The following is a 25,367-nucleotide window of genomic DNA, read 5'->3' as shown; positions in this document are numbered from 1 at the left end:
ATAAAATTCTGACTAGTGACGCAACCATTTGCGACGGGCTTTGCGTCTAATCATTGAGTTTAGAAAAATACCGGTTAATCTAAATGAAATGAGAATGAATATTCATCCCCAAATACAGAGAGTTTATCAACATTTTTTAACAGAAATAGCTCGTGCATTGCGTTCTTATATTGGTGGAATTTATTTAGGTTGCAGTTTAATTTGATTCGGGCCTGATTTTTGATCGAGAATTCGAACTAAAGTATACTGCGTGACCGACCTGGATGATATCATAAAAAAATGCTCCGCTGGCGACCGAAAGTCGCAGTCCCTGTTATATCAACGCTTCGCAGGCAAGATGTACGGGGTCTGTCTGCGGTATTCCAAAGATGCCACCGAAGCGGAGGATAATCTTCAGGAGGGGTTTATCCGGGTCTTTACCAAGATTGACCAGTTTCAGTTTAAAGGTTCGTTTGAGGGGTGGATGAGACGAATCATGGTAAACACGTCACTTGAAAAATTCCGCAAGCAAAATAATCTGTATCCGGTAGAGGATATTACCTTATATGAGGGGAAACAACTGAGTGAAGATTTGTTGGCGCAGATTAATGCCAATGAATTGCTCAAGTTGGTGCAGGAACTGCCGGCCCGTTATCGTATGGTGTTCAACCTGTATGCGATTGAAGGATTTTCCCACAAGGAGATTGGGGAAATGATGGGGATTTCAGAAGGAACTTCGAAGTCGAACCTGTCGAGGGCGCGAGTGATATTACAGAAGAAAGTATATGAAAAATTTGGTGTTGAAAGGAGCAAAGTCAACAATACAATATGTTAGCTGAAAAACACGATATTGACCAGCTTTTCCGGGACAGGCTGGAGGGATTTGAAGAAACTCCTCCTATGTATGTCTGGAAAAATATCGAAGATTCGCTGGACAAGCGGAAGAAAGCGTATAGGCTGGCTTTGATAAAGGGATTGTCGATTGCAGCTGCGGTGGTTCTGGCGTTTATCGCCGGATGGGTTGTAACCCAACCACACCAGGAGCAAGCGGCAAACGAAGTGGCAGTAGTGCCGCAAAAAACGGTTACGCCCCAACCGGCTGACGTTGCCGGTGAAAAAACTACACCTGGTGCAACGCAAACGGTTGTTCCGGTCAAAATGTCTACACTTTCGGCTTCTGTGATGCCGGTGAAAATGATCGGAGGTCCCGGTAACGGAAGCAATCATACTGTACAGATAAACGAAGCGGCTGTTTTGGCTATGGCCGAAAGAAAGCAGGATGAGACCATGTCGGAAATCAACGCCCGCATACCGTCTGTTCCTTCTGGTAGTAACTCCGCATTGTCAGGTCGAAATGAAAGCTGGATTCAATTCCTGTCAAAGCATTTGGGGCTGGACAATGATAACGATTCGCAACTGGCAGCTTTAAAACAGAAGTTGAATGACCAGAGCATCATTGCTGACAACATTCAGAAGTACCAGGACGAAAAAGAGAATAAACCGATCAATCGATGGAGATTGGCAGCAGAAGCATCTCCTCTTTTTTCAGGACAGTCGTCATCAGGAGGTCATGGCGATTTGTATGCAGCAGCCAATGCGTTTTCAAGTGTCTCTCAGTCCTCTACTTCCACAGAACCTACATTCTCAGGCGGAGTGATGTTTGGTTATAAGCTCAACAAGCGGTTATCAGTCAGATCGGGTATCGTGTACTCAAAGATCAGGCATAACACCAGCCGGGTTCCCGTTTTTGGCGACAATAATCCGGAATTTGCGAACGTCAGAACTGACTACGGAGTTAATTCCAACTCGACAGCCTATGCAGCTAATACCGAAGTTGGGATGGTTAACTTCCGGAAACCGCCGTCGTCAATAAAGGACGGAGCATATTTAGCTGTGAGTTCGTCTAATGGTATGAGCACTAGTACTACTGCCTATGCCAGCAATGCCGATTTGAAGCAGAACCTGGAGTATATTGAGGTTCCGGTTTTGGTAGCCTACCATCTCATCGACCGCAAAGTGAATGTCGATTTAACCGGAGGAATGAGCACCAACATTTTGGTCGGCAACAATGCTTCTCTTTACGAAAGCGGAGTGAAGACGCAAAGTGGTGAAACCAGTCAACTGCGCGATCTGGTTTATGCCGGAACCGTTGGCCTCGGGTTGGGATATGAGTTGAGTAAGCGGGTGACCGTGACACTGGAACCAAGGATAAAATATTATCTCAATTCCATTAGTACCAGCAGTGAAATCAATTACCGTCCGTACCAGTTGGGTATTTACACGGGATTGACCTATGCGTTTAATTAAAATTCTGCCTGCTTTTGGGGTTTGAATCGGTTTTCAAAAAGGTTATCTTTGAAACTCGAATTTAAAACCCTGGAAAATTGAAGGAGAGGAATTTATCACGCGAGAGGGGGAGTCTGAACAGCATTTCCATTTTTTTATCGGTAATTGCCATTGGAGTTATCATCGGAGGATTGTTTTTCAACAGTACCAGTGATGACAATACCAAATCGCCATATTCATTGAATGACAATACAGGAAAGGTTTATTTCAGTCCGCCTGAGTTACCCGATACGCTTAACTTTGCCGGCGAACCGGTTCCTTTACAGGATTTTGATGTGAAGGAAGCACTCGATCGGGAGATGTTGGTGAATACCTATTTTCATTCTCAAACATTACTTTTTATCAAGAAGGCACCACGCTATTTTCACGTGATTGAGCCCATTCTGAAGGAACAGGGCGTTCCCGATGACTTTAAATATCTGGCTTTGGCCGAAAGCAGTTTTTTCGACCGGGCAGTGAGTCCGGCGGGTGCTGTGGGCATTTGGCAGTTTATGAAACCGACCGCCCGCGATTATGGTTTGGAGGTGAATAATGAGGTGGACGAACGGTACAATCTGGTGAAAGCCACGCAGGCCGCTTGCAAATACCTGAAGCACAATTACGAGAAATATGGTAGTTGGACCATGGTGGCAGCGGCTTACAATGCTGGCCGTACCGGTGTGGCGCGGCAAATTGTTCGTCAGAAGAACCACAATTATTACGATTTGTTATTAGGTGAAGAAACCGGGCGGTATGTTTATCGCATACTGGCGTTGAAATTGATTCTGAGCGATCCGGAGAACTATGGATTTAAAGTCCCGAAGGACGAAATCTATCCGATCATTCCGACCTATAACATAACAATCGACGGGCCGGTAGATGATTTTGCCGATTTTGCCCGGGAGCATGGTGTGAATTATAAAATATTGAAATATTTCAATCCCTGGTTGAGGGAAACAACTTTGTCCAATCCGTCAGGAAAGACTTACGTCATCAGGTTACCTGAAGAAGGTTACCGCACTTTTCATTGGGACAAGGAAGTGAATAAGGCAGAGCAGGATTCTATTTCCGACCAGGACGAATAAGCAGATTGAATGAACAAAGAAGATAAAATTGTTGTGAGGGGTGCACGTGTGCACAACCTCCGCAACATTGATGTTGAGATACCACGCAACAAACTGACGGTGATTTCCGGCCTATCGGGAAGTGGAAAATCGTCACTGGCATTCGATACCATTTACGCAGAAGGACAACGACGCTACATCGAGACTTTCTCGGCGTATGCCCGTTCATTTCTGGGCAACATGGAACGCCCCGATGTGGACGAAATCAGTGGCTTAAGCCCGGTGATTTCCATCGAACAGAAAACAACGAATAAAAATCCGCGGTCTACAGTAGGAACGGTCACTGAAATTTATGACTTTCTCCGGTTGCTGTATGCCCGTGCCGGCATTGCTTATTCCTACAACACCGGCGAGAAAATGGTGAAGTACACCGACGAGCAGATCATCAATTTGATCCTGGAGCGTTTCGACGGCAAACCAACCATTATTCTGGCTCCGGTAGTAAAAGGGCGTAAAGGGCACTACCGTGAATTGTTCGAGCAAATTCGCCGCAAGGGGTTTCTGTACGCCCGAGTCGATGGCGAGGTGCGCGAAATGACGCATGGTCTGAAAGTCGATCGTTACAAGAATCACCACATCGAAATTGTCATCGACAAGCTGGTGGTGGATTCGGCTGACAGAAAGCGCTTGCGCGATTCGGTGGAAACAGCCATGAAACACGGAAGCGGAATCATCATGATCCAGGAAAAAGGAAGTGATGAAGCCAAGTATTATTCCCGTCACCTGATGTGTCCGACGACCGGAATTTCGTACAACGAACCGGCGCCGCACAGCTTCTCATTTAACTCGCCGCAGGGAGCTTGTCCGAAGTGCAACGGTCTGGGAGAAGTAACCGAAATCGATATTGACAAGATTATTCCCGATCCGTCAATAAGTATTGCCAAAGGCGGAATTGCACCGTTAGGCTCCTATAAAAACTCGCTGATATTTTGGCAAATCGAAGCGTTGGCTGAGAAATATGGAGTGACGTTAAAAACTCCCTTGAGTAAGTACCCTGAAGAAGCCATCGATGCCATTCTTTTCGGCACGAGTGAAAGAATTCAGTTAAAAAATACGCCGCTGGGCAGCTCAGTCAATTACATGATGAGCTACGAAGGTGTGGTGAAATATATCGTCAATCAGAAAAGCGATAACCCGTCTAAGAAGGCGCAAAAGTGGGCGGATCAGTTTCATAAGACCAATGTTTGTCCCGTTTGTAACGGACAACGGTTGAATAAAGAAGCGCTCCACTTCAAGATTGACGAAAAAAATATTGCCGAACTGTCGAAGATGGACATTGGAGAACTCTCGATGTTCCTCGAGAACATCGAGTCGCGGTTAACCGAACGACAGCGACTGATTGGCTCGGAAGTATTGAAAGAAATTCGGGATCGCTTACGATTCCTCTTGGACGTTGGGTTGGAATACCTTTCGCTCGATCGTTCGGCGCGGAGTCTTTCCGGTGGGGAATCGCAGCGCATCCGGTTGGCAACGCAAATTGGTTCGCAGCTGGTCAACGTGCTGTATATCCTCGACGAGCCGAGTATCGGTTTGCACCACCGCGATAACCTGCGTCTTATTAATTCATTGCAGCAACTTCGGGATACCGGAAATTCGGTGGTGGTAGTGGAGCACGACCGCGACATGATTATGGAGTCTGATTACCTGGTAGACATGGGCCCGTTTGCCGGTCGGCATGGTGGTGAAGTCGTTGCTGCCGGAAATCCGAAAGAGCTGTTAAAGCTGGATACGCTGACATCAGCTTACCTGACCGGAGTGAAAAAGATCGCCATCCCGGAAAAGAGGAGAGAAGGAAACGGTGAGGTGCTTCGCATCAAAGGAGCGAGCGGTAACAACCTGAAAAAGGTTGATGTCGAATTCCCGTTAGGAAAATTCATCTGCGTTACAGGCGTTTCCGGAAGTGGAAAATCAACGCTCATTAACGAAACTCTGCAGCCGATTCTGAGTCAGCATTTCTATAAATCGGTGAAAGATCCGCTTCCTTACGAAAAAATTGAAGGTCTTGAACATATCGATAAAGTAGTCCAGGTCGACCAGTCACCGCTGGGACGGACGCCACGTTCCAATCCGGCAACCTACACCGGCGTATTTTCCGATATCCGTAATCTCTTTGCGATGTTGCCGGAATCGAAAGTTCGTGGCTACAAACCTGGCCGTTTCTCGTTTAATGTGAAAGGCGGGCGCTGCGAAGAGTGTCAGGGAGCCGGGATGAAGGTTATCGAGATGAATTTCCTTCCGGATGTGTACGTGCATTGTGATAAGTGCAATGGCCGGCGTTACAATCGCGAAACTCTGGAGGTCCGTCACAAGGGAAAGTCCATCAGCGATGTGCTGGATATGACCATCAATCAGGGTGTTGAATTCTTCGAGAATATCCCGTCGATTTTAACCAAGTTGAAAAGTCTTCAGGAAGTGGGACTGGGTTATATCACGTTAGGACAGTCATCAACGACTTTGTCGGGTGGAGAATCGCAGCGCGTGAAACTCGCATCCGAGCTCAGCAAACGCGATACGGGCAAAACCATTTATATCCTGGATGAGCCCACTACCGGTCTTCATTTTGAAGATATCAGGGTATTGCTCGATGTCTTAAACAAGCTGGTCGAACGAGGAAACACAGTGATTGTGATCGAGCACAACATGGATGTAATTAAGGTGGCCGATCATATCATTGATATTGGGCCGGAAGGCGGACGAACTGGTGGAAAAGTCATTTGTTCCGGAACACCGGAACAGGTCGCCAAACACCGCAACTCGTATACGGCACGGTTCCTGAAAGAAGAGTTGAAAAGAAAATAAATGCAGGGAGGTTTGCCTCCGAAAAGTGCAGTGAACATTTTGGAAGCAATTGAACAAAATGTACTAACTTAATGCACCCATTCACCAGAAAACAGCCTTTTTATGGTAAGAGATATTGAATTGCAATGCGAAAACAGTGGAAAGCTCTGCAACTTCCCACTGGGAACCACACTCGGCGAAATAGCCGGTAGTATGGAAGTCTCATTACCGTCTCCTATTTTGGGAGCTTACGTGAACCACCGTGTAAAACCACTCGATTTTGAGTTGGTCAAGCCGAAGAAGATAGAGTTCTTCGATTACAGCAACACCGATGGGCAGCGTATGTATCTTCGGTCGCTCTCGTTTGTCTTGTATGTGGCAATGCGGAATATCTGGCCTGAAGCGCAGTTGAAAATCGATCATGCGATATCGAAAGGCTACTACTGTGAAATAGAGAATTTAGGAAGACCGCTTACCGATCAGGATGTGTGGACACTTCGGGAGGAAATGCATGAGTTGATCGACAAAGATTTACCTATTTCCCGAAAAAGGGTACTGACCGAAGAAGCTGTTAAAATTTTTGAGCAGGAAGGTTTGCACCGCAAAGCGGAACTCTTCAAGGAATATGGCCGCATTTATGCGCCGCTTCTTTGCCTGGCCGAAAGGCGTGACTTTTTCTATGGTCACGTATTGCCTTCGACCGGTTATTTGAAGCACTTTGGGTTAGAGAAATATTATGAAGGACTTCTGTTGCGGGTTCCCAATCCGGACTCTCCCGAAGAGTTGGAACCGATGATTCGCCAGGAAAAACTTTTCGAAATATTCCGTGAGCATAAGGAATGGGCCGGAATTCTTCGGATAGAAGATATTGCCGGTCTGAATGAGAAGGTTCGGCAAAAACGAGCCGGTGAAATCATTAAAATATCGGAGGCGCTTCACGAAAAGAAAATCGTGGAGATTGCCAACCAGATTTATGCCCGTCGCAATAAGGTGAACCTGGTACTGATAGCCGGACCTTCGAGTTCGGGAAAAACGACTTTCAGCAAGCGGTTAGGGATTCAACTGGCTGTTGTAGGAATGCGGCCTACTTCCATCTCGCTGGATGACTTTTTTGTCGATAGGGAACACACCCCAAAAGACGAGTCGGGTGAATATGATTTTGAAGCTTTGGAAGCCATCGATATTGCGTATTTCAACGAGTTCCTGACCAAGTTAATGAACGGTGAAACCGTGGAACGTCCGGTATTCGATTTCCATAGCGGGGAAAGGGTGTTCAAAGGGGAGATGCTGAAGCTGGAGGAGAACAGCATTCTCATCATCGAAGGTATTCACGGGTTGAATCCTGGTTTGATTCCCGGAATTGACAACGAGCGGATTTTCAAAATTTTCATCTCGGCGCTGACCCAGATTTCCATCGATGAGCACACGTATATTCCCACGACGGACAACCGTTTGTTGAGGCGCATTATTCGCGATAGCAAATACCGCGGATACGATGCCCGAACAACTATTCAACGCTGGCCGAGCGTTCGCAGGGGAGAGGATACGCATATTTTCCCTTACCAGGAAAATGCCGATGTCATGTTTAACTCAGCTCTGATTTACGAGCTAGGTGTTCTAAAACGGTATGCAGAACATCTGCTTGAACTTGTTCCTGAGAACGCGCCGGAATATGCTGAAGCTGTTCGGTTGCTGGTATTCATTTCCTACTTTTATCCAATCTCATCGCAGGAAATACCACCTACTTCCGTATTGCGCGAATTTCTGGGAGGAAGTAGTTTCAATTACTAATAAAATATTCCCCAATTCGCTTATAATGGTTATTGGATAAGCGGATTGGGGAATTAAATATTGGCAGAAACAGTTTATAATTCTACAGCAACAGAGAAAACAAGGTTGTTGAAATGTGTGTCAACATAGTGAGCAATCATTGAATTAAAATCGTTTCCTGACCAGTAATAGGCTCCGTCTTTTATTAAAGAACGATCATAATTTAGCGAAAGAAGCAGGCGAGTCTTTTGGCTTTTTCCTAATCCGATACGATAACCTCCTCCTAACCGGTAAAAATGTCCACTATTGGCATGGAGTAACTTTGTGAATATCCCAACGTCCGTTACCAGGAAAGGTGCGTTGGCTTTATTTGTCAAACAGTATCTCCCATTCAGAAACACAGGAACAGTGTTTGGCTGTGCGCCAATTCCTGCTCCAAGGGAAAACTTCTGCGTAATATACCATCCGGCTATAACGTTAATACCTAATCCACTCATTGAGTCGAATTCATATTGACTTCCGGAATAGATATTGCCATTTGGGGAAACAGGAACTTGATTTTGTGTTTCTGCATTAGCAAAGGTGTCGGCATATTTACTACTGACCAACCTGTTGTTTGTAGTGATAAGTACAGAGCTCCCGAACATGGTAAAAAAGCCATGATTTACTTCCTGTGCCATAGAAACAATCGGTAGAAATATAACCAGCAGGAGAATTAATTTTTTCATAATGAATTTGAGTTAAAAGCCATGTCTGGTGGGCAAGGCTAAAGGTTAAAAAATAAGATTGATTCTGTCTAGACAATACGAATTTAAAAAAAAAGTTAATGGGTAGCGTTAAATGTATAATTTTTTGAAAATTTATTTATACAAGCTATCCAGGCTTTAGTGTATTCGTCTATAGATTGCTCTTTTCGCCAGGATGGTTTGAAACAGTCCGCGCCCGAATACAAAAAGAATCATCGCCAGCCACAGGGCGTCGTTTCCCATGGAATCTTTGAACAACAGAAAGCCAGGAACGAACAGCAGAAAGGTTGCTGCCAACATACTATTGCGCATTCCTTTCGAAGCGGTAGCCCCAATGTAAATGCCGTCCCAGATAAAGGCGGCAAATCCGCTGATGGGAACCAATGCTGTCCACCAGATAAATGGCCGGGCTGCTTTTCTGAGCGAAACCTGGTCGGTCAACAGGGCAACAATCTGGTTGCCTGCAAAGAGGTAGATTAGCGAGAACACAATCGCTAAAGAAGTACCCCAAAGAAACAGCAGCTGACTCACCTTTTTGAGCTTGGCTCTACTTCCGGCTCCAAAATATTTCCCGGCCAGTGCCTCACCTGCATAAGCAAAGCCATCCATGAAAAATGAGAAGAACATGAAGAACTGAAGTAAAAGGGAATTAACAGCCAGAACCGTGTTGTTCATTCCGGCCGATTTCGAGGTGAAGAAGGTGAAAACACCAATGATGCAAAGCGTCCGGATAAAAATATCGCTGTTCACTAGCATGAAAATCCGTAATGCTTTTATATCGAGAACCTGCTTCTTCGAAAGGCGCGATAATGGAGCATCGAATTTTTCCCGGGCAAACCAAAGCGAAAGAAACAGACCCATGTATTGCGAAAGAACGGTTCCCAGGGCTACTCCGTCGGCCTTCATTCCGAAAGCAAACACAAACAGTACACTGAAGATGATGTTGGCTACATTAATAATAATAGCCACCGTCATGGGAACTTTGGCATTCTGCATCCCGATGAACCAGCCGTTCAGGCTATAGAGGCCAATGGTAGCGGGTGCAGCCCATATACGGATATAAAAATACTGACTGGCCAATTGCTTGACCTCTTCGGTTCCTCCGAGAATACTGAAGCTAACCCATTCGATTGGAACTTGCAGAATAATCAGCAAGACGCCGAAAAACAGCGCCAGAGCAAAAGAACGTCCCAGAATCAATTCGCTTTCTTTCCGGTCTTTCCTGCCGGTTGCCTGTGCCGTAAATCCACTGGTTCCCATTCGCAGGAAGGCAAACATCCAATACAAAAAGTTGAAGATGACACCGCCAAGCGAGATAGCGCCGATATAAACGGCTGATCCGAGGTGCCCCATCAGGGTCATATCCACAAGACCTAATAACGGAACGGTGATGTTACTAACTATGTTGGGAATGGCGAGGTCAAGTATTTTTCGGTTCAAGGTGTTGAGGTTTTGATGCTTAAATATTCATTTTCAGGCCACAAAAATAGAGTGAAGAAAAAGGACAAAAAAGTTTTTATTTTAATTTGGAACAAATCCAAATAAAGATTACTTTTGAAAAACATTGAACTACTAAAAACCATTAGTGATATGAGTTTTATTCAACCAGAACTTAAATACGATTATACGGCTCTTGAGCCATACATTGATGCCCGCACCATGGAAATTCACTACACGAAGCACCATGCAGGGTATACCAGTAAGTTGAATAACGCCATCGAAGGTACCGAATTGGACGGTAAAACCATTGAAGAAGTTTTATCGGTAGTATCAAAATTTCCGGCGGCTGTGCGTAACAACGCAGGTGGGTTTTACAACCACAACCTGTATTGGGATGTAATGCAACCGGGTGGAAGTTCAGAGCCTAAAGGTGAATTGGCAGACGCAATTAACGCTGCATTCGGTTCACTCGAAGCATTCAAGGATGTATTTTCAAAATCAGCAGCCGGACGTTTCGGTTCGGGCTGGGCATGGTTACTGAAGGATGGAAACGAACTAAAGGTGGAATCCACACCGAATCAGGACAATCCGCTCATGGATGTTTCTGATGTGAAAGGAACTCCCATTTTAGGTATAGATGTATGGGAACACGCTTATTATCTGAAGTATCAGAACAAGCGTCCCGAATACATCGAAGCTTTTTGGAAAGTTATCAACTGGGACGAGGTTGATAGACGTTTTAAAGGTTAATTGATTTTTTGGTTTGAGAAGCCGGAGGTGATGCTCCGGCTTTTTTTTGCTTTTAGGGGTAGTTTGCCATGAAAAGAGCGAACAAATTTCGATCGTCGTTCGTTCTTGCAGTAAAATCATCATTAACCTTTAAAATAAATTTATCATGGCATTCGAATTACCTAAATTGCCGTACGCACTCGATGCGCTTGAACCACACATTAGTAAGAAAACCCTCGAATTTCATTACGGAAAACATCACCAGGGGTATGTAAACAAACTGAACGGATTAGTTCCGGGAAGCCCTTTTGAAAATGCCGATCTCGAAGAGATTATCAAGAAGAGCGAGGGCGGTATTTTTAATAACGGAGCACAGGTTTGGAATCATACTTTCTACTTTTTCCAACTCTCGGGCTCACCCAAAACATCACCGGGAGGAGCACTGAAATCGGCTATTGAGCGTGATTTTGGTTCATTGGAAGACTTCAAAGAAAAATTTAGCAACGCTGCCGCTACACTTTTCGGATCGGGTTGGGCCTGGTTGGTAAAGAATGCTGACGGTAAGCTGGAAATTGTCCAGACCGCCAATGCCGGCAACCCGCTGCGCGATGGCAAAACACCGTTGTTAACTTGTGATGTGTGGGAACACGCTTACTATCTGGATAAGCAAAACCTTCGTCCCGCGTACATTGAAGAATTTTGGAAAGTTCTGGATTGGGACGTTGTAGAATCGCGTTTCTAATCAGAAGAAATTAATGGTCATAAAAAAAGCCGGCGCTACGATAAGTAGTCCGGCTTTTTCTGATTAAAGTCGTTGATTATTATAAATCGGTATGGCATGATGAATCGGTACTGACACCGCAGCTTCCGCCACCACAACCGCAGCCGGTGCCTGTTCTCAGATCGGCCAGAGTCGGGTCGGTGACTTCCTTTTTTGTTTTGAGAAAACGCAATCCCAAAGCAAAAAATACGAAGCTGATCATGCCCAAAACAAGTAAAAACAATTTCAACATAGCATTAACGTTTTGTGCTTCAAAAGTAATAATAAAAGAGATAAAAAGGTCTTAAATGAAGTCAAAAATAATCACCCGATTTCTCCGGTGTGATTATTTCAAAGCTATATACCGTTTACTTCGCGAGCTTCAGGTTTTTAAGCTTCTGTTCCTTCTTTACTTTTGCCTGCTCTATCCGGTCGAATGTTTTAGCACAAACAATACCACGCTTTTTCATTTCGCGGTTATGTCCGACATGCGTATCCGGAAATTTCCCATTCTTTTTAAGAACAATTTGTAAGGCTAACCCGAAGAAAGCCAGGGAAACAAGAGCAACGGCCAGTAAAATTACCTTTACTAAAACCATAACATCTCTTTTCTCTGGTGCAAAGATAGTTCAAATATGATTCGGGTAATCTATATTTCTGAAAATATGAAGAAGTGTAGAATAATCGGAGGATGCTCCACTTTCGATACTCTTCGCCTGCAATAGTTGCCGGGCGGCTTTCAGCAACGATTCCGGTTTAAAATCCTCGTCGTGCACAAAATTCAGGTACTTTAGTATCCAAAAGGCGTTAAACCGATGGAAGAAACGTCTGGCAAAAATGCTATCACCAGAGCAGTTGGATTGCAATTCAAGTATCATATCGGTAGCTCCGGACTGCATCAAAAACCGACGAAGCGGTGCCGGAAGACCATCGATTGTTTCAGCAAGTTGTTCTTGATTCAGGTGGTAAAGTTCATTTGCTTTCCGGAAGAAAGGCTGCAGATCTACGAAAGCCCGAAAGGAATAAGTCGTTTCCATGGAGTCTTCCCCGGAAAGGAATTGAGCCAATTTTGGCCCGGTTCCAAACGGCACTCGGTCAGACGTTCGGATTCCCGGAAAAACCAGCGCTTCACTGATTTCCCCGAACGTTCCCAGTTGGACAACTTTGTGGAGGAAGTAAAAGTCTTCTCCTGCTTTTTTGCGGTTCATGCCGCCTTGTTTTACGTAGGCTCCGGCCCGTACAGCGAACGCTGAACCTACCGTATAAATAGCATTCGGATAACCGGTTAGTTGCATGGCATGCCGGTAGTAACGCATGTACAATTCGTACCGGGTAATTCCTTCGCGGAGACTAGCATCCAGACCGAATTCTTGCAGATCGTGTTCAAATCCAATGGTGAAGAGCTGGCATTTAGAACAACTCTGAAAAGCTTCTTCAATCGCCACAAAGTAGTTCGGCGATACGCGGCAATCTGCATCCAGCGAAACAATGATTCCGTTTTCATTTCCCGCAAGGTTGAATCGGCAAATGGCTTCATCCATGCCAATTTTGCGTGCCCAACCTGCGCCGGCCCATTTTTTCCTGAGTTCCGGGATGTGAATAAGTTTGAAGCTAATCTTCCCGGATGGAGTTCTCTGTTTCCAGGATTGAAATTGAGCGATAGTTTGTTGGTTAATTTCAAGGGCATCAGAAGGAGCCGCTTCGGGTGAGTTAACCACCACAATGACTTCGGTTGGGAGAGAGGGCAGTGTGGCCGACAACAACGATTCCAGGGTTTTGAACAATTCCGGTTCGCGGTAGCACGGAATTACCACGCAACACGAGAGTTGGTCTTCCGGCTTTTCGGTAATGAACGGCGGGAAACCGGCATGTTTTTTCAGGTAGGAATCGAAGCTATGCATAATGCCAAAAAAAGCCCTGATTTTGCAGGGCTTTCAAGTTATATCGTAATTGGGTCTTACTTTTTCGAACTGTGGTAACGCTTGTTCAGCGCTGTAATCACTTCGCGGGTGATGTTGTGCTGATCAGAACCTTCCAGAAGATTGGCGTTGCTGAAAATCAAATCGTATTTCTTATCAGCATTGTAAATTTTCACATAGTTGGAAATACTATCAATTATTTGCTGATTGATTTCCTGTTGCATGGATTGCAATTTGCTGGAAAGATCGTTGTCCAGTTTTTGAATATCCTGCTGCATACCTATAAGGCGGTTGCGTTCCTGCATGGCGCGTTCCTGAGTGAGGAAACCACCGCGCTTCAGTTTTTCCTGGAAAGCGTTGGCCTGTTTCTCAAAGTTGATTCGTTTTTGGCCGTACTCATTAGTGTAAGCATCCTGCTTGCTCTTGAAGTTATCGTTTAATTCTTTAGCCAAATCGTAGTTGACCAACACAGAGTCGAGTTTTACAAATGCCACCTTAACTGGTTCATTTCCCGTTTGTGTTTCAGTGGTTGCCTGGTCTGACTGGCCTTTTTGATTTCCTGTAAAGTATAATACATAGAGGCCAATAACAGCCAGTGCCAAAATAACATGAATGAGTGTAGAGTTATTTTTCATATGAATCGTAAAATGATTGTTTGTATGGAATTAGGAATGACAAATATAACCGAATTGCTGAATGCACAAAGGATGCGCCTTAAATTTTGTTGGCTGCGAAAACCAATTTCTGATAATTCATGAAATAAATTAGCCCTTACTCTTGATAAACGTCATAAATCGGGCCTTTTGCGTTTACTACTTTTACCTCTTGATGAAAAAGAGTAAAATTTTCTAACTAGTACTATTACGACTATGTTCAATAAAATGATAGCAGGAATCCTGCCTTACATGCCTAAAAAGTTGGTCTGGATTTTCTCCAAACGTTACATTGCTGGTGAAAATATTGAAGATGCACTTCGGGAATCGAGAAAACTGAATGCTGAACAGACCATGGTGACTGTTGATATTTTGGGTGAGTATATCAAAGAATTATCAGAAGCCACTGAGAATAAGAAACAGTATATCGAGCTTATCAAGCGGTTTACCGACGAGAAGATTGATGGTAATTTCTCGGTAAAACCGTCGATGTTCGGCTTGTTGCTAGACAAGGAGAGTTGTTACCAGAATATCCGCGAAATTGTTGCCGCAGCGGATGAGTGTGATTCCTTTATCAGGGTAGACATGGAAGATTCCACCTGCACAGACGCTGAAGTTGAGATTTTCCGTCGGTTGAAAGCTGAATTTCCTACCCGTGTAGGATTGGTTGTTCAGTCGTATATGCGTCGCACGCTGAGTGATGTTCGCGACCTGATGGATATGCATTCAGAGGAAGCTCCCTTGAATTTCCGGTTGTGTAAAGGTATTTATGTCGAGCCGGTTGAAGTTGCCTACAAGAAATACCAGGAAGTTCGCGATCACTATTTAGAGGATTTGGAGTACATGTTGCAAAACGGGATTTATGTTGGTATTGCTACGCATGACAAATATCTCGTTGATAAAGCATTCGAATTACTCGAGAAATACAATACACCTAAGGACAAATACGAATTCCAGATGTTGTATGGAGTAACGCCTGATTTGCGCAGCCGCATCATGAGTGCCGGTCATCGCATGAGGGTTTACGTACCTTATGGAGTGGAGTGGTTTGGTTATTCAACCCGCCGTTTGAAAGAAAATCCGAACATGGCCTGGTTGATCATCAAGGCTCTGTTTGTCCGCGGATGACAAAATAGGCTCCTAAAAGCAAGAAAGACCGTTCAATTCACTGAGCGGTCTTTTTTTTGTTTATCGATCATATGACGAGCTATTAATTCGGATTCACCTCTCTTTGTTTTTCCTTTTTCTTCTCATCGTATTTTTTCCACTTTTTGGCAAGATAAGCCTGGTATCGGCCAATAACCACATCCTGTTCGTTGTTCGAAATGACCTGTTTTTTCAGTTTTCCCTTGTGAAGAATCGGTTTTCCGTAAAGAAAGTTCGATGGAGTAATGGTTCCGGTTGAGATGCCCACACTGTTTGCCGGACTTACTTTCAATCCTTTATATTCCGCCTGCATCTGGTATTTTCGCATGGTATTCCGGGTATTCATGTCAGCATCATACGTTTTTGGCGATCGGGTCAATCCCTGAACCGTTCCCAAGTCAACATTCTGTTGAGCATTCATCAGATTTTTCTCATCCACTGGCAATTGCTTCATTTCACTCATCAGGTTGTAGTTTCTCGGGAAGATAATAACCTCTTTAATCTGCACGGTGTCGGGCGACATGAAAACTCCCATCAGGTATTCCGAAGCGGATAAGGTATCCGGAACAACCATGTTTACCTCTTTGTATCCTACATACCTGGCGGTGATGGTGTCGCCCGGTGAACCCCAGAACGAAAACTTCCCATCGTCGTCGGTGATTGAACTATTCTGATGGTTAACCATGAATACCGTTTCCGGAAGAGGCTTCATCTCTTTCCTGTCAAATACAATGCCGGTAACAAACACCGGTTTTTTCCCATCGGTCTCATTTTCCTGCGCTTTTGCAGTTAGCTGAATGCCTGCTGATATCAAAATCGTCAGAATGATTGCTTTCGTTTTCATGATTGAAGGTTTTTAGTAGGACATGATGGTTAAAGTAGGGACGTCTTTATGTGAAAACGACTGAAACCGACCGTTTGTTTACATATAATTATACTGGTGCTGAGGTTTTAACATTTCTTATCTATTCAGGAAAATAAAGGCGGTTGAGCCGATTTTACCACATTCCGTTTTCGGTTTATGCTGTAAAAAATGTTTTGATCTGTGCTTTCGAAAGAAAATTTGATCTAATTTAGCAGAACACAACAGAACAGAATAGATGTTGTGAAATTTCAACCTATGAATGAATTTTCGTTTACACCGAACCCGGATTCAACGGTGCTGAAGTTTCAGCAGTTGGTCGATGCTGTGATTGATGCCATTAACCGCAAAGCTTTACAGGAAGGAGATGCCCTGCCGTCGGTGAATCAGTTGATTAAGGAGTCGTCGATGTCGAGGGATACGGTTTTTAAAGCATATGCTGAGCTCAAAAAGCGCGGGATTGTCGAGGCCATTCCCAACAAAGGATATTTCGTCGCCAGCAATCAGCAGCGTGTGTTTCTGTTTCTCGATACATTCAAGGCTTATAAGGAGGTTTTGTATTCATCTTTCAAAGAGTCGCTTCCGGAAGATATCGTGGTCGATGTGAATTTTCATCACTACAACATCAATGTTTTCGAAAGCATTATTCAAAACAGTGTGGGGAAGTACAATACCTACATTGTGATGAATTTCGACCATCCTGATGTATCCCGCATTATAAAGAAAATACCGGCTGACAGGCTGTTGGTTATCGACTGGAAGATAAATGCCGGCCCGGAACACTCTCATGTTTACCAGGATTTTGGCGATTCAGTCACTCGGTGTCTGGAAGAAGGCCAACATCTTCTGCAGAAGTACGAAGAAATTGTGTGTGTATATCCGGAATATACGTATCACCCTTACGATTCAGTGGAAGCGATTGAGCGATTTTGTAGGGAAAAAGGTCTACGATTTTCGGTTGTAAAAGAGGTGAAGAAGCTGGAAATGACCATCGGAAAGGCCTATCTGGTATTTGAGGATATTGATCTGGGCAGCCTGTTGAAGCAGGTGCGCAGCAAGAAGTTTCAGCTGGGAAGCGATATTGGAATCTTGTCCTATAACGATACCCCGATGAAAGAGTTTGTGATGGGAGGCATTACGGTTATTTCAACCGATTTTGTGAAGATGGGAGAAGCGGCTGCGGGTTTTGTAACCGGCGATGAAAAGCTCGATCGGGTGATTCCAACCCACCTGGTCATACGGGAATCATTGTAGGTAAACATAACAGAGCAGAATAGTAATGACAAACCAAGAAAACAATCATAACAAATGTATCTACTGGGATTTGATGTAGGAAGCTCGTCTGTAAAAGCTTCCATTTTAAACGGAGAAACCGGCGAAATCGTCAGTTCGGCTTTTTATCCGAAAAAGGAAATGGCTATTACCGCCAAGCAGGCGGGCTGGGCCGAACAAGAGCCATTGGGTTGGTGGGAGAACCTGAAGCTGGCAACACAGGAAGCGATGCAGGCTGGTAATGTGTCTGCCAACGCCATTGGTGCCATCGGGATTTCCTACCAGATGCACGGCCTGGTGCTGGTAGATAAGCATCAGGAAGTATTACGGCCTTCTATTATTTGGTGCGACAGCCGGGCTTCGGAAATTGGGCAGAATGCGTTTGAGAAGCTCGGTGAAGAGCGTTGCCTGGCCGATTTGCTGAACTCCCCCGGAAACTTTACGGCTGCCAAGCTAAAGTGGGTGAAGGAGAACGAACCGGAACTGTTCGGTCGCATCGATAAGTTTATGCTGCCCGGTGATTACATTGGTATGAAAATGACCGGGGAAGTAAGAACAACGATTTCCGGCCTGTCGGAAGGAATTTTCTGGAACTTCCGTGAAAACGGGCTTTCGGAAATGCTGATGAAGGAATTTGGTTTTCAGGATAACCTGGCCGCCGAATTGGTTCCCACGTTTGGCATCCAGGGATTGGTGACCGATAAAGCCGCAAAAGAGTTGGGCATCAAGGCCGGTATTCCCGTAGCATATCGTGCCGGCGATCAGCCTAATAATGCGCTTTCGCTGAATGTACTGCAACCCGGAGAGATTGCTACGACAGCCGGAACATCGGGGGTTGTGTACGGCGTGAGCGATACGGTGAAATATGATCCGCTTTCGCGTGTGAATAGCTTTGCACACGTGAACCATTCGGAAACAGCTAACCGCCTGGGAGTACTCCTTTGCATCAACGGTACCGGTATCCTTAATTCTTGGTTGAACCGCCATGTGGGGAATGAAACCTTATCGTATCCTGAAATGAATGATTTGGCGGCGCAGGTTTCGGTTGGTTCCGACGGTGTTTCTGTTCTTCCTTTTGGAAACGGAGCTGAACGCGTACTGGAAAACAAGGAAATTGGAGCACAAATCAGCGGACTGAATTTCAATATCCACGATCGCAGGCACCTGTTTCGTGCTGCGCAGGAAGGAATAGTATTCTCTTTCCGTTACGGAATGGATATCATGAAAGAGATGGGCATCGATGCGAAAGTTATTCGCGCCGGTAAAGCCAACATGTTCCTCAGTCCGGTCTTCCGTGAAACACTGGCCAATATTTCCGGAGCCACTATCGAGTTGTACAATACCGATGGTTCGGTAGGAGCAGCACGTGGAGCGGGTATTGGAGCTGGATATTATTCCGGTTTCGAAGAAGCTTTCAGCGGGTTGAAGAGGTTGGAAGTAGTTGAGCCGGACCAGAGCAAAGTCGAAGCAACGGAAGCGGCCTATCAAAAATGGTTAGATACACTGAATCGATTTATTTAAAGCAATTCAATATATAACGTTTACAGACCTTTAATCAAATAATCATGGAAATTTTAAAAGGAAAGAAAGCTTATTTTCCCGAAATCGGGCAGGTTAAATTTGAAGGACCGGATTCACGTAATCCGCTGGCATTTAAATGGTACGATGAGAATCGTGTTGTAGCCGGAAAAACACTGAAAGAGCACTTGCGTTTTGCAGTTGCTTACTGGCACACGTTCTGCGGCGAAGGTGGTGATCCATTCGGTCCCGGAACGAAAGTTTTCCCTTGGGCAGTTGCAGCTAATCCAATGGATGTCGCTCGTGAAAAACTGGATGCAGCATTTGAATTCATTACCAAAATAAATGCGCCATTCTACTGTTTTCACGATACCGACCTGGTAGGTGACGGTTCTGTTTTTGAAATTGAAAAACGACTGGCACAGTTGCTTCCTGAAATGAAAGCCAAGCAGGAGGCTTCCGGCGTTAAATTGCTTTGGGGAACTGCTAATGTGTTCAGTAACCCGCGCTATATGAACGGTGCAGCCACAAACCCGGATTTCAACGTGTTGACGAATGTGGCAACACAGATTAAGAATGCTATTGATGCGACCATCGAACTGGGTGGAACCAACTATGTATTCTGGGGCGGACGCGAAGGTTATATGAGTCTTCACAATACGGATACTCGTCGCGAACTGGATCATTTGGGACAATTCCTCACGATGGCTCGTGATTATGCCCGCAAGAATGGCTTCGAAGGTACCTTCCTTATCGAGCCTAAGCCGATGGAACCGACCAAGCATCAGTACGACTACGATTCGCAAACGGTTATCGGATTCCTGCGTCAGCACAATCTTGATAAAGACTTCAAACTGAATATTGAGGTAAACCATGCTACGCTGGCTGGTCATTCATTTACACACGAGTTAAGAATGGCTGCCGATGCCAACTTGCTGGGATCTATCGATGCCAACAAAGGTGATTATCAGAACGGCTGGGATACGGATGAATTTCCAACCAACATTTACGAAGTAACCGAAGCCATGATGGAAATTATTCAGGCAGGTGGATTTACCAACGGTGGTATCAACTTCGATGCAAAACTGCGTCGTAATTCTACCGACCTGGAGGACATCTTCATCGCTCACGTTTCCGGTATGGACACTTTTGCCCGTGGTCTGATTATCGCGGACAAAATTCTGAACGAAAGCGATTATCTGGAGCGTCGTAAACAACGTTATGCTTCATTCGATAGCGGTAAAGGAGCCGAATTCGAGGCTGGTAAACTAACCCTCGAACAGTTGCGTGAAGTCGCCAGTGAAGTGGGCGAACCCGAGCAAATCAGCGGCAAGCAAGAGCTGTTTGAGCAGATGATCAACTGGTACATTTAATCAGCATATAATTTGGACTGTTCCTGTTTTCCAAAGTATTGAGACTCTCTTCTTCCTTTCCCGGACAGGAGGAGAGGAATGAAGAGGTCTCATTGGAAACAGGTTTTCAGTTTTAATACTGCCAACACTTTCGGTGTAAACAGAAATGTCAGGTTGAAGCAGAGTTGTGGCACCAACCGCCGGAATCTCTGTAGACTGAGACATTAGAGAGAATCTAAACCAATAATTATTCAACGTATGAAAAGTAATAAAGGAAGTGCGACATATATTTTTGCACTCACCCTGGTTGCCACACTTGGAGGGCTGTTATTTGGATATGACACGGCTGTTATTTCCGGGGCAACCGGAGCACTCAAGAGCTTTTTTATCACTCCTTTATATTCAGATCCGGCTCTTGCCGCACAAGTGATTCTGGAATACAAATTTATCGTTTCGCTATGTCTGGTTATCGTTGCAGTGTTGCTGGGCAGTTTTCTGGTGAAGCTTTACGGAAGCAAAAAGGGTGGGATTTACATGGCGGTATTAGCCATTGTTGCTATCCTGATCTGGTATTTCCGTTTCTGGGCACAAACGAACGAGCTAACGGAAGGAATGGCAAACGCCATTAATGGCTTTACGATTTCCAGCGCGTTGGTGGGCTGTATCATCGGTGGATCGCTGGGGGGTTACATCAGTCAAACGCTTGGCCGTCGCAACGGAATGATGCTGGCAGCTTTCCTGTTTACTTTGTCTGCTATCGGCTCTGCGATTCCTGATAAGATGAACTTCCTGGGTTTTGAACTGGTGAGTTCGTTTATCTTCTACCGCGTGGTTGGAGGTATTGGTGTTGGCCTGGCATCGATGATTGTGCCGATGTACATTGCCGAGATTGCTCCGGCTGGCATTCGTGGAAAGTTAGTATCATGGAACCAGTTTGCTATCATTTTCGGAATGTTGGTGGTTTATTTTGTGAATTACGCTATTGCCAGTCAGGGAAACGATACCTGGCTCGATACCATCGGGTGGCGATGGATGTTTGCTTCTGAAACCATCCCGGCAGGATTGTTCTTCTTCCTTTTGTTTATCGTTCCGGAATCGCCACGCTATCTGGTGATGGCGGACAAGGATGATAAGGCGGAAAAGGTACTGAACCGACTGGTAGGAGTGAGTCAGTCAAAGTCTGTTTTGCAAGATATTAAGAAGACATTGGTTGAACGAAAAGCACCCTGGCTCTCTTTTGGAGGCTTGGTGATTATCATCGGTGTGTTTATCTCCATTTTCCAGCAGTTTGTCGGCATCAACGTGGTTCTTTACTATGCACCGGAGATTTTCCGGAATATGGGCTCGGGAACCGACACATCGCTGCTGCAAACCATTATTGTTGGTGCTGTTAATTTGACTTTCACGGTAGTAGCAATTTTAACGGTTGACAAGCTGGGACGAAAACCGCTGATGATTATTGGTGCCGTTGGAATGGCCTTCTCGATGCTCGCATTAGGTTTGATGTTCTATATCGGAAATGTGGGAATTGCAGCACTGATTTTCATGTTGCTCTACACGGCATCATTTGCTGTATCGTGGGGACCTGTTGCATGGGTAATGTTGGCGGAAATCTTTCCCAACTCCATTCGTGGAGCGATGTCCATCGCGGTAGCGGCACAATGGGTTGCGAATCTTATCGTTTCGTGGACTTTCCCAATTATGAATGATTCGACTGCACTAACCAATGCATTCCATCACGGATTCGCTTATTGGATTTATGGAATCATGGGAATTTTGGCCGCAGTGTTTATGTGGAAAGTCGTTCCGGAAACCAAAGGAAGAACACTGGAGGAAATGGAAGGACTGTGGGGAAGGAAACATCATTCTCAATCCAGCGGTGAGTAAGATATCCTGACTGGAAAAATGAACCCCGGATTACGTAGGTGCAGTAATCCGGGGTTTTTAATGCGGTGTCTAATCCGCGTTTGTTACTGTAGTTAAGTAGGCATTAAAAGGTAAAACCGATTTCGAAATAGAGTTGATTCATCTCTAATTCGATTGTCTGCTGACCCGGAACTTCCATAGGGTTCGGACCAGAAACTTTATTATTCAATGCGTAATTGAAGGCGAAATTCAGAGCATTACCTTTTTCGTTGATTTTCTTAGAAAAGCCAAGTGCAATATGGCTTTCGTTAACAGCCGGGGCCAGGATGTTGAACATCACTTCGCTGGCGGGAATCGGTTGTTTTCCGTATGAATAACCTGCACGCAAAGTCCAGGTATCAATGCCTGTGTAGTTGAAACCAACTTTGTAGATGGTCATATCTTTCCAGCCAAAGCCGGCACCGTTGTCTGATCCCAGTGGATTCATTCCGGTAGCGGTCATCATCGGATTGGAAACTGATTTTGAGCTGGTGTAATTGATTTGTTTTACATCAGCCAATACAGTAAAATCACTGCAAAGATGGTAGGCAACACCTACGCTCCAGTTCGAAGGAATTTCGAATTTTCCCTGCTCTGCAAACAAGCCTGCGTAGTCTTTGAATGCGCCCATGTAGATTTTTGACTGGTACTTGGCACCTAACCAGAAACCGTTGAACAACTCACCCATATAACCAACTTTGAAACCAACGCCGGCCGAATAGTCTGTTCCGTTTCCGTTCAGTTTGGTAGCATCTGTTGAGAAGGGAGCGAAAGAAGCCAAACCTTTAGCTTCGAAAGATTGGGCTCCCAACAAAGCAGAAATACCCAAGCTGTGTTTTTCTCCCAGCTTGAATGAGTAAGCCAAATCCACATACATCTGCATCAGATTGACGCCTGTATGGTCTGCAGACTGGTCGTAGAATGTTTGTGTCGGGTAGTTAGTGTTCATACCACCGTTTCCGTAAATCGACAGCGTTAAAGCGTTGTTTTCATTCAGCTTCCAGTTTTTACCGATGTTCGGCATAATAAAAAGCTTCGAATCACTTTTTACGGTACCCGGAGTAAGACCAAAAGTACCCTGATAGCCTGAAGGACTACCAGTGATGGTATATTGACGGTTCGGATTAAACAAACCAATACCAAAACTCAATTCACTTGAGTTAAATACGTTCCCAGCAGGGTTACCTCCAATTAATGATGTTTCGTAAAATGCTGTTCCAGCGCCGGCAAAGCCGCTACTGATGGTTCCATATCCAGGGCTAAAATAACCATCCGTGGCAAATGCCGCTCCGCTTCCCAGCAAAAAAACAAGTCCTAATAAAAGACTTTTTGATAGACGATTTTTCATATTTAAATGATTTTGTGGTTCAGAGTGCTGAAAAATACAAACTTATACTTACATCAAGATGTATAAATACTAAAACATCCAAATGTTTAGAAGCATATATAGACAAAGCTATATATACTGAAATTTCGTTCGGTTTGATAAGCTTTTGTATCCCTTTATAAATCAGGCTTGCTGAAAGTGTATATTTCAGAAATATAAAGACTTGGGTGTCCGAATTTGATTTTCAAAGATTGGAATCAATCTAAAGTAATGTAGGGTGTATAATTCTCTTTTATTTTTCGTGAAAATAGCCTATTGACAAGAGTCCGGGGGTACTTGATAATTTCTGCTTTCGTAATATTTAGCACATTAATTCTCTAAGGAAAAGAGTACATTCGTTTTTCAGTAATTTGAAGTTGCATGCCATTACTAAATCAGAATTGATAATGATTTTATTAGAAGGACCTTACGTTTCAGATTTTCTCAAACAAACCATTAAAGAGTACCGGATACCCGTAATTCGTAATTCTTTTTCAGCGGGAGTCTTCGCTGAGGAAGAACAACCTACCATTTCAGTAGAAGAGGCCGTTCAACGGATGAAGCGAAATCCGGAGCAACTGATTTATACCAATTCCGAAAATTCGATACATTGGATTGAGGAACATCTTTCCTTTACCAGTTTACCAGGCAGGATTAATCTTTTCAAAAATAAAGTTCGATTTCGCGAATTACTTCGTCCCCTGTTTCCCGATTACTTTTTTCAAAGTATCCCTTTCGGGGAATTGGCTAAAACTGATATTTCCGGCTTTTCTTTCCCATTCATCATTAAACCCGCGGTGGGCTTTTTCAGCATGGGAGTTTATAAAGTCGATAAAACGGATGAGTGGCCCGGCATTGTTGAAAAGATAACTAAAGAGGTAAAGCTTGTTCAGGATCTTTATCCCAAAGAGGTATTCGATTCGACGGAATTCATCGCTGAAGCAAGCATCGAAGGAACCGAGTATGCCATCGATTGCTACTATAACGCCGAAGGAGAACCGGTTATTCTGAATATTATGAAGCACCTTTTTTCATCGGATAAGGATATGAGTGACCGGGTTTACATCACCTCAAAAGAGGTTATCTCATCGAATCTGGAGCCGATGAAGCATTTTCTGAAAGAGATGGGGATGATTGCCGGTGTTCAGAATTTTGCAGCGCACGTCGAAGTTCGGATTGACAACAATGGCCGCATCGTTCCGATTGAGGTAAACCCGATGCGTTTTGGCGGATGGTGCACCACACCCGATTTGGCCTGGCATGCACATGGTTTTAATATTTACGATTATTTCCTTTCAAAGAAAGAGCCGGATTGGGATCAGCTGCTGGCGGAAAAAGATGGTGAGGTTTTCAGTGTTGTGGTTCTCGATAACAGTACCGGCAAAGAAGGCGCAGATATTCGGTCTTTCGATTATGAAAGGTTGATGAAGAACTTTGAAAATCCGCTTGAACTGAGAAGAGTGGATTACAAAAGCTATCCATTATTTGGATTTGTTTTTGGCCAAACCAGGAGCGACCAGATGGATGAGCTTTTTCGGATTCTGACATCTGATTTGACTGAATATATCCGGCTCTGAGAAGTGAATCGGTAACCGGAATAAGGAAAACGAAGGTTTTGTCTTAAAAAAGAAATGTTTTACATGCATATTTGATTCGAGAGGAAAACCGGAAAGGTGTTTTGTTGTTTGGGATAGAGTGTGATGCTATGATTCCCACCATTTCG

At 44.5% G+C, this 25,367-nt stretch carries 21 protein-coding genes; 13 read left to right on the top strand and 8 right to left on the bottom strand.

Features of this window, described 5'->3' with window-relative positions:
• Positions 1-250 precede the first annotated feature (250 nt).
• The 5 genes from AC060N_RS17840 to AC060N_RS17820 all read left to right on the top strand — a co-directional run bounded on the left by AC060N_RS17840 (position 251) and on the right by AC060N_RS17820 (position 7,997).
• Positions 251-814 (top strand): RNA polymerase sigma factor, encoded by a 564-nt coding sequence (locus AC060N_RS17840; protein WP_153640339.1) that lies wholly within the window; start codon positions 251-253, stop codon positions 812-814.
• The gene (locus tag AC060N_RS17835) at positions 808-2,286 is read left to right on the top strand and encodes an outer membrane beta-barrel protein (protein ID WP_479524920.1); all 1,479 of its coding nucleotides are present in this window, start codon (positions 808-810) and stop codon (positions 2,284-2,286) included. The genes AC060N_RS17840 and AC060N_RS17835 overlap by 7 nt, the downstream gene beginning before the upstream one ends.
• A 77-nt stretch (positions 2,287-2,363) precedes the next feature.
• Entirely contained in the window at positions 2,364-3,389 is a 1,026-nt protein-coding gene (locus AC060N_RS17830) for a lytic transglycosylase domain-containing protein (protein WP_228492018.1), read from the top strand.
• 9 nt (positions 3,390-3,398) lie between these two features.
• Entirely contained in the window at positions 3,399-6,227 is a 2,829-nt protein-coding gene (gene uvrA, locus AC060N_RS17825; protein WP_479524919.1) for an excinuclease ABC subunit UvrA, read from the top strand.
• 102 nt (positions 6,228-6,329) lie between these two features.
• Positions 6,330-7,997 (top strand): uridine kinase family protein, encoded by a 1,668-nt coding sequence (locus AC060N_RS17820; protein ID WP_479524918.1) that lies wholly within the window; start codon positions 6,330-6,332, stop codon positions 7,995-7,997.
• A 74-nt stretch (positions 7,998-8,071) separates the two neighbouring features.
• Here the strand turns inward: AC060N_RS17820 and AC060N_RS17815 are convergent, their stop codons facing one another.
• A complete protein-coding gene (locus AC060N_RS17815; protein ID WP_479524917.1) occupies positions 8,072-8,704 on the bottom strand; it encodes a hypothetical protein in 633 nt (210 codons plus the stop codon).
• Positions 8,705-8,860: 156 nt separating this feature from the next.
• Entirely contained in the window at positions 8,861-10,162 is a 1,302-nt protein-coding gene (locus tag AC060N_RS17810; RefSeq protein WP_479524916.1) for an MATE family efflux transporter, read from the bottom strand.
• Positions 10,163-10,276: 114 nt separating this feature from the next.
• Here AC060N_RS17810 and AC060N_RS17805 point away from each other — a divergent pair, with 114 nt between their 5' ends.
• Together AC060N_RS17805 and AC060N_RS17800 are read left to right on the top strand one after the other, a co-directional pair.
• Complete coding sequence (locus tag AC060N_RS17805; protein ID WP_425529588.1) at positions 10,277-10,912, top strand: superoxide dismutase; 636 nt, start codon at positions 10,277-10,279, stop codon at positions 10,910-10,912.
• Positions 10,913-11,057: 145 nt separating this feature from the next.
• Positions 11,058-11,633 carry a superoxide dismutase gene (locus AC060N_RS17800; protein WP_106540448.1) on the top strand — a complete coding sequence of 192 codons (576 nt, stop codon included), beginning with the start codon at positions 11,058-11,060 and terminating at the stop codon, positions 11,631-11,633.
• Positions 11,634-11,712: 79 nt separating this feature from the next.
• Here AC060N_RS17800 and AC060N_RS17795 read toward each other — a convergent pair whose 3' ends face one another.
• The 4 genes from AC060N_RS17795 to AC060N_RS17780 form a co-directional block, all read right to left on the bottom strand.
• The gene (locus tag AC060N_RS17795) at positions 11,713-11,904 is read right to left on the bottom strand and encodes a hypothetical protein (RefSeq protein WP_106540447.1); all 192 of its coding nucleotides are present in this window, start codon (positions 11,902-11,904) and stop codon (positions 11,713-11,715) included.
• Positions 11,905-12,019: 115 nt separating this feature from the next.
• Complete coding sequence (locus tag AC060N_RS17790) at positions 12,020-12,250, bottom strand: hypothetical protein (RefSeq protein WP_153640332.1); 231 nt, start codon at positions 12,248-12,250, stop codon at positions 12,020-12,022.
• Positions 12,251-12,280: 30 nt separating this feature from the next.
• The gene (locus AC060N_RS17785) at positions 12,281-13,552 is read right to left on the bottom strand and encodes a glycosyltransferase family 2 protein (protein ID WP_479524915.1); all 1,272 of its coding nucleotides are present in this window, start codon (positions 13,550-13,552) and stop codon (positions 12,281-12,283) included.
• Positions 13,553-13,608: 56 nt separating this feature from the next.
• Positions 13,609-14,205, bottom strand: coding sequence for an OmpH/Skp family outer membrane protein (locus AC060N_RS17780; protein WP_463228363.1), 597 nt, complete (start codon positions 14,203-14,205; stop codon positions 13,609-13,611).
• A 270-nt stretch (positions 14,206-14,475) separates the two neighbouring features.
• Between AC060N_RS17780 and AC060N_RS17775 the strand changes: the two genes are divergently transcribed.
• On the top strand, positions 14,476-15,351 hold the full coding sequence (locus AC060N_RS17775; RefSeq protein ID WP_228492017.1) for a proline dehydrogenase family protein: 876 nt from the start codon (positions 14,476-14,478) through the stop codon (positions 15,349-15,351).
• An 82-nt stretch (positions 15,352-15,433) separates the two neighbouring features.
• On the opposite strand, the gene AC060N_RS17770 is transcribed toward AC060N_RS17775, so the two are convergent.
• Positions 15,434-16,213, bottom strand: a complete 780-nt coding sequence (locus AC060N_RS17770; RefSeq protein WP_463228361.1) for a peptidase associated/transthyretin-like domain-containing protein — start codon at positions 16,211-16,213, stop codon at positions 15,434-15,436.
• A gap of 276 nt (positions 16,214-16,489) precedes the next feature.
• Between AC060N_RS17770 and AC060N_RS17765 the strand changes: the two genes are divergently transcribed.
• The 4 genes from AC060N_RS17765 (at position 16,490) to xylE (ending at position 22,260) form a co-directional block, all read left to right on the top strand.
• Positions 16,490-17,485 (top strand): GntR family transcriptional regulator, encoded by a 996-nt coding sequence (locus tag AC060N_RS17765; RefSeq protein WP_463228360.1) that lies wholly within the window; start codon positions 16,490-16,492, stop codon positions 17,483-17,485.
• 54 nt (positions 17,486-17,539) lie between these two features.
• On the top strand, positions 17,540-19,024 hold the full coding sequence (locus tag AC060N_RS17760) for a xylulokinase (protein ID WP_479524914.1): 1,485 nt from the start codon (positions 17,540-17,542) through the stop codon (positions 19,022-19,024).
• 44 nt (positions 19,025-19,068) lie between these two features.
• Positions 19,069-20,394: a xylose isomerase gene (xylA, locus tag AC060N_RS17755; protein ID WP_479524913.1), complete on the top strand. Its 1,326-nt coding sequence runs from the start codon at positions 19,069-19,071 to the stop codon at positions 20,392-20,394.
• A gap of 237 nt (positions 20,395-20,631) precedes the next feature.
• Positions 20,632-22,260, top strand: a complete 1,629-nt coding sequence (gene xylE / locus AC060N_RS17750; RefSeq protein WP_479524912.1) for a D-xylose transporter XylE — start codon at positions 20,632-20,634, stop codon at positions 22,258-22,260.
• Positions 22,261-22,363: 103 nt separating this feature from the next.
• On the opposite strand, the gene AC060N_RS17745 is transcribed toward xylE, so the two are convergent.
• On the bottom strand, positions 22,364-23,626 hold the full coding sequence (locus AC060N_RS17745) for an OmpP1/FadL family transporter (protein WP_479524911.1): 1,263 nt from the start codon (positions 23,624-23,626) through the stop codon (positions 22,364-22,366).
• Positions 23,627-24,051: 425 nt separating this feature from the next.
• Between AC060N_RS17745 and AC060N_RS17740 the strand changes: the two genes are divergently transcribed.
• On the top strand, positions 24,052-25,221 hold the full coding sequence (locus AC060N_RS17740) for an ATP-grasp domain-containing protein (protein ID WP_479524910.1): 1,170 nt from the start codon (positions 24,052-24,054) through the stop codon (positions 25,219-25,221).
• Positions 25,222-25,367 lie beyond the last annotated feature (146 nt).

This window comes from Prolixibacter sp. DSM 2831 (genome assembly GCF_056493735.1).
The sequence above is the reverse complement of the archived record's forward strand: the minus strand, read 5'-3'. Positions and strand labels throughout refer to the sequence as shown.